Source organism: Deltaproteobacteria bacterium, assembly GCA_009692615.1.
Taxonomy (GTDB): domain Bacteria; phylum Desulfobacterota; class Binatia; order UBA9968; family UBA9968; genus DP-20.
Genome location: SHYW01000184.1, coordinates 1 through 5301 on the forward strand (window position 1 = coordinate 1; position 5301 = coordinate 5301).

At 55.4% G+C, this 5301-nt stretch carries 6 protein-coding genes; 2 read left to right on the forward strand and 4 right to left on the reverse strand.

Features of this window, described 5'->3' with window-relative positions; genetic code table 11:
* Positions 1-142 precede the first annotated feature (142 nt).
* The 4 genes from EXR70_24875 to EXR70_24890 form a co-directional block, all read right to left on the reverse strand.
* A complete protein-coding gene (locus EXR70_24875; protein ID MSP41729.1) occupies positions 143-613 on the reverse strand; it encodes a DUF11 domain-containing protein in 471 nt (156 codons plus the stop codon).
* Between the two features lie 3 nt (positions 614-616).
* Entirely contained in the window at positions 617-1240 is a 624-nt protein-coding gene (locus EXR70_24880) for a DUF11 domain-containing protein (protein MSP41730.1), read from the reverse strand.
* Positions 1234-2160, reverse strand: a complete 927-nt coding sequence (locus tag EXR70_24885; protein MSP41731.1) for a hypothetical protein — start codon at positions 2158-2160, stop codon at positions 1234-1236. The genes EXR70_24880 and EXR70_24885 overlap by 7 nt, the downstream gene beginning before the upstream one ends.
* Before the next feature lie 479 nt (positions 2161-2639).
* Positions 2640-3761: a DUF748 domain-containing protein gene (locus EXR70_24890; GenBank protein ID MSP41732.1), complete on the reverse strand. Its 1122-nt coding sequence runs from the start codon at positions 3759-3761 to the stop codon at positions 2640-2642.
* Positions 3762-3901: 140 nt separating this feature from the next.
* Here EXR70_24890 and EXR70_24895 point away from each other — a divergent pair, with 140 nt between their 5' ends.
* Both EXR70_24895 and EXR70_24900 read left to right on the forward strand, forming a co-directional pair.
* Positions 3902-4873, forward strand: coding sequence for a hypothetical protein (locus EXR70_24895; GenBank protein ID MSP41733.1), 972 nt, complete (start codon positions 3902-3904; stop codon positions 4871-4873).
* An 82-nt stretch (positions 4874-4955) separates the two neighbouring features.
* The coding region (locus EXR70_24900) for an LLM class flavin-dependent oxidoreductase (GenBank protein MSP41734.1) at positions 4956-5301 on the forward strand (346 nt) is incomplete at its 3' end.

Genomic DNA, 5301 nt, shown 5'->3' on the forward strand with positions numbered 1-5301 from the left:
CTTGCTCTGCTTTTTCTTTCTCGCCCACGCCAAACTCGCAAACGTTGTCTGCTCCCCCACGCTCTTTCCTCCCGCCTCACCTTGTCGGTCTTTCTGCTCTTCGTTATTAGACGACTTGCTAGATGACTTGTTCAGAGATTCCTTAAGTGATCTCGGTCAGATGGAAGTTGTTTCCACCATCCCAATTGATCTCCAAGTTCTGCCGCTTGTCGTTGGCGTCGCAACGGAGCTCGAAGCCATGCGTCACGCGCACGCCATCCAAACGGAAGATGCTGCCGCCGCCGGTGATGCGGCCAGGCAACGACTCGGGTGGCGGTTGACAGCTGTAAGAGCCGTTATCGCTCACCTGATCGGCATTGCTTGCCGTTGCCGTTGCAGTGTTATTCTGCGTCTGGCAGGCCGCCACTGGCGTCACGTTGCTGGTCACAGCGATCAACGCTTTGCCGCCAGCTGCGAGGTTGCCGAGGTTACAGTTCAGCACGTTGGCTACGACAGAGCAGGTTCCTTGCGACTGGGTTGTGTTAAACGCCCAAGTCAAACCACCATTGGTCGGCAGCGGATCGTTGACTTGCACATTCGTTGCGGGGACGGCGCCGATGTTGGTCACAAGGATGTTTTAGGTGATCTTGTCACCAGCATTAAACGTACCATTGTTGGGGGTCTTGGCGATGGTAATCGTGGTGTTTTGAGTGTCGGGATCGCAGGTGTAGGATCCCTTGTCTTTTTTCGTTGCGGCGTTATCCGCCGTAACGGTGGCTTCGTTATCTTGCAACTTGCAAGCAGCGAGGCTGGCGGTGTTGCTGACCACGCTGATCGTAGCTTCGCCACCAGGTGCCAGGGTGCCGACGCTGCAATTGAGCACGTTGGCCACCACTGTACAGCTGCCTTTCGTCGTCGTAAAACTCGATGCCCAGCTCAAATCGCCAGCAGTCGGCAGCGGATCGTTGACCACCACGTTTAAAGCGTCAAAGACGCCGATGTTTTTTACGACTATATTGAAGGTGAGCGCTTGGCCGGGAACGAAAACGGCGGAGTCCGGTGTCTTACTGATGGTGATCGCCGTGTTGCAGTCCTTACCGGAAGTAAACGTCACATGTTCCCACTGGGTGATTCCACCGTCCATGTTGGAGGTCAAACGGTCGACGATAAAAGAATTGGTCGCCGCGTCCCAGCGCAACGCGCTCAAGCCGGAAGTGCCGTTGTATGGTGCTTTGTTGGGAAATTCATTGGTGATCAGCACCTGGCCGCAACGATCGGAAAAGGTTTGGGCATTGGTGCCAGCGATGGCTGCTCCCTTGAGGATTTGTCCCAGAGAAAAGCGATGCCGAAAAATTCCGAGTCACGCCGGATAACATCCAAATCTTCGGGATGGATGGCATTGGCTGTCGGGTAATTGCAAAAGGTTTGATAACCGGGGCCAACACATGTTGGACCGGTACCGGCGCCAATCGTGAACCAATCATTCACGCCATTCGGATCGATCGCATAGATCTTTCCGTTGGGGCCGTTGAGTTGACCTGAGACAATACGATTTTCCGCGCCGGCGAGGATCTTGCCAGCGAGCGGGCCGTAGAAACTCGGCAGATTGGGCACGGTTGTGACACCTTCGAGATGTTCAATGATCTGTGCCACCAAGGTCGGCGTGCCGTTGAAATTTACCCGCCAGACATTTCCCAGCTTGTCGTCGTTGCTGCGGTTTTGCTTGTTGCCGGTAGCGACGATGAGATCGCCGCTAGCGGCGCAAAAACGGTCTTGGAAAAGGCTGCCGCGAATGTTCGCTGGTTCCAAAGGCAACGTCGTCCAAGGATTGGTCACGACCGCGCCGTTGGGCGAGATGCGCAAGACTTGTCCGAGTTGCCCATTGCCGGCAAAAACTTCACCGGCAGTAAAGCCGCCTTGGCAGGCGCTCGTGCGCACCGTGGCGATCTTGAGTTCGTCTTCCAGGCCAGACACGGCGGAGAAAGCGGAGAAGGTGCCGTTCGGCAACGTGACCTGAAAATTGTTGGGAAAACCGCTGAAATAATTTGCCGACGAAATTACCTTGCCGGAGGTGTCCTGAAAATCGATGCCGACAGGATTGTTAAATCCCCCTGCAAAAGCTTCCAAGGTGATGTCGACAGCCGACGCCGTCCGCGCCGCTGTGGATGTTATGAGGGCCATTAAAACTGCGCTGATGAATCTACTGTGTCGATGAGTTCGTTACTGTTTCATATATTCTCTCTTTCCGTTGATTGCCGCTGTTCCGCCTGCTCACTCCCAGAACTTACGTCACGCTCTCTATCGCACCCGCTATGGTGTTGCAAGCCCGCCCAAAAAGTATTTTTCGCTGGACTATTGTGGCTGTTGCCAAAGACCCAATTAGGCCATCTAACAGCTTTCTTGTGTGTGTAAAAACGATTGTAAGACTAGGTGGTTAACTGATTTTAGCGGGAGATTTTTTCACCTTAGTTTAAGCGCCAGATCAAGGCTTACTCAACCGATCAAGTGAGTTCGCGCGTGCAGTTGGGTTGGAAAATTCGCGGTGTCGGAATCTTGTTGGTAAGGACAATGCTTATGAGGAGAAACACTTACTCGATTGTCGGACAAAGTCTCAGGCGATGAATCTGCGGATTTTGAACTGAGAGGATCGGTCGCGGATATTATTTCTTTGCGCCACCGAACAATTTTTTCACCGCTGAGCCGACGCTTTCGACGACGCTGCCGGCGCCTTCGACGCCTTTGCGGCCCAGTGTGCCGATGCCTTCGGCGACGTTCTTGATGCTGACTCCGAGCGTGCTCGCCATGGACGCGGCGATGCGGGTGGAGAGGCTCTCGTTGAGGGAAAAGTTGGGATTGTCGGTGTCACCGTTGAGTGTGAAGTTGGCGGCGATGGCGTTGTGGTTGTCTTTCAGGAAACCGATCACGGCGCCGCGCGGCAGGCCTATGAAGGTGTCGAAGAAGCCACGCGCCGGGGCGAATTGTAAATCGCGCAGGACAACTTTGCCTTTGCCGTCCAATTTATTTTTGCGCACCTCGGAGTCGAGGTTCAAGTCGAGGGCGCCGCGGGAAATTTGCACTTCGTTTTTTTTGACCAGATAGGGTTGGAGCGCGACCAAATCGACGCCAGTGAGAGTAATCCGCGATGACGAATCCTCGGCGCCGGCGCCGACCCAACCGGTGATTTTTGCCTGACCGTCGTGCTGGATGCCTTTGACGATTCCCGCCAACTCGAAATGGGTCTTACCGACTGCCGGTACGGCGAGGTCGCGAATGGCGGCGGCGATTTTCTCGATACGTACTTTCAATGGCGGACGGCTGACGGTGGCATCGTAAAGTTCGATCACACCGTCATTGAGATTGATGGTTGAGATCGTCACCGCGCGGGCGGCGGGGCTCGATGATCGCTGATTGTCGTCGCTTTCGGTCAAGCTTGGCACGATGCGCAATTTTCCCGGCGTACGCAGCATTGAAATATAGGGTTTGTCGACGGTCACGGAGGTGATGCGGATGCGTTCGCTCAACAAACTACGCAGATCGGGAACGATGGTGATGTGCTCCGCTTCCAAGGTACGCGCCGCCGGCCAGGCTTTGGGCGCGTCGATGGTGACGCCAAAAAGTTCGAGGGTGAACCAATTGACCTTGAGTTCGCTGATGCGGCTGCCTGGGCCGAGGGCTTCGACAATCTTGTCTTGGAGCAGGCGCACGCCAAGGCGATAGCCGACCAAGATCGCGGCGGCTAAAGAGACCGAGCTAGCGAGCAGAATGATTTGCCAACGCTTCATGGAAAAATTCTCACTGGACGATCTTAGCGGTGTGGCGGGCCCGCTGCAAACTTGTGGCGCGATTTCGTTGTTGTGATGGTTGTGCTCGCGCGATAGTCATGGGAAATTCTCTAAGAATCGTTGCGTGAAAGGCGGGTCTCATGAAAACTTTGCGGCAAATTGTTTTTGCCATTACGTTGGCTTTGGCATCGGCGCATGTGGCGCAGGCGCAGAGCAGCCCGGATCGATTTCGCGTCAGCTACTCCAGCGCCGGGATGTCGTCCATCGACTTGTTCATCGCCCGCGAGCGGAAGTTTTTTCAGCAGCAGAATCTCAACGCCGAACTGATTCGCGTGCCGGCGAATTTGGCGATTACCGCCGGCATCTCCGGCGAGATCGACGTGCTCGGCTCCATCGCCAGCGCCATGCGCTCGATCGAACGGGGCGCGCCGCTGCGGGTGCTTGCTGTGACCCAGCATCGGCCGCTGTTTTTTCTCGTGGCGCGGCCGGAGTTTAATTCGATCAAGGATTTAAAGGGTAAGACCATGGGGATCGTCACTTTCGGCGGCAGCCAGCACACTACGGCCAAGCGCATGCTCGCCTTGGGCGGTGTCAACGCCGATAAAGAATTGACGGCGATCCAGATCGGCGAGGAGTCGGTGCAACTTCAAGCGTTGGTCGCCAATTCGATCCAAGTGGCGGCGATCGGTCCGCCCTACGCGCAGATCGGCCGCGATAAGTTCAATCTGAAAATTCTCGAGAGTTCCACCGACAAGTTTACCAACATTCAAAGCGGCGCGGCGGTGAATATAAAATTACTGCAAGAGAAACCGGATTTGATCAAACGGTTTCTGCGCGCCCGGGCGTTGGCGAATAAGTACTTTCTCGAACGGGAAAAAGAAATCGCCGAGCAGTTGGCCGCTCTGTGGAAAACCGATCTAAAGATCGCCACGGAGAGTTACCGGGGCTCGAAACCGGCTTTCACCGTCACCGGCATTCCCACCGACAACGAGATCAAGGAACACCTCGCGCTTGACGCGGAGATTCTCGGCTTGGCGCAGCCGGCGCCGGCGGCGAGCGTGTTCGACTTCACTTTGCAGCGCGAGATCAACAAGGAGTTGGGGATTCGCTGACGATCGGCGCCTCAGCGGCATTGACTTCCGTCCGCGGTCCCCCCTATATGTTTAAGAGATAATTTTTGGAGGTTTCGAGAGCATGAGCGCGATGAAGTTTGGTTCACATTACTTACCGACATACGTTGCCGAGATGGATGGATCGGTGCCCGAGTTCTACCAGAAAATGTTTTTACAAATGGAGGAAATGGATCGGCTCAACTACGATCATATCTGGGTCACCGAACATCATTTCGCCCACTACGGCGGCGATCTGCCTCATCCGCCGACTTTCATGGCGGCGATCGCGCGCACGACCAAACAGATTCGTCTCGGCGTTGCCATCAATGTTTTGCCGTTGCACAACCCCATCGACATCGCCGAGTCCTATGCCATGGTCGACGTGATCTCCAACGGCCGGCTGGACTTCGGCGTCGGCAAAGGCAGCG